The sequence below is a fragment of the Streptomyces sindenensis genome (assembly GCF_014649035.1).
Classification (GTDB): domain Bacteria; phylum Actinomycetota; class Actinomycetes; order Streptomycetales; family Streptomycetaceae; genus Streptomyces; species Streptomyces sindenensis.
Map to the genome: position 1 here is coordinate 1 of NZ_BMSG01000102.1, position 511 is coordinate 511.

A 511-nucleotide genomic window follows, 5' to 3' on the forward strand; every position below is an offset into this window, starting at 1 on the left:
ACGAGTGAGAATGCAGGCATGAGTAGCGATACACACGTGAGAAACGTGTGCGCCGATTGACTAAGGGTTCCTGGGTCAAGCTGATCTGCCCAGGGTAAGTCGGGACCTAAGGCGAGGCCGACAGGCGTAGTCGATGGACAACCGGTTGATATTCCGGTACCCGCTTTGAAACGCCCAGTACTGAATCAGGCGATGCTAAGTCCGTGAAGCCGGCCCGATCTCTTCGGAGTTGAGGGTAGTGGTGGAGCCGATGAACCAGACTTGTAGTAGGTAAGCGATGGGGTGACGCAGGAAGGTAGTCCAGCCCGGGCGGTGGTTGTCCCGGGGTAAGGGTGTAGGACGCACGGTAGGCAAATCCGTCGTGCATATAGTCTGAGACCTGATGCCGAGCCGATTGTGGTGAAGTGGATGATCCTATGCTGTCGAGAAAAGCCTCTAGCGAGTTTCATGGCGGCCCGTACCCTAAACCGACTCAGGTGGTCAGGTAGAGAATACCGAGGCGTTCGGGTGA

1 rRNA gene is annotated in these 511 nt (G+C 56.6%); it reads left to right on the top strand.

From position 1 onward, the window contains the following. A 23S ribosomal RNA gene (locus IE145_RS33220) occupies positions 1–511 on the top strand; the annotation flags it as partial.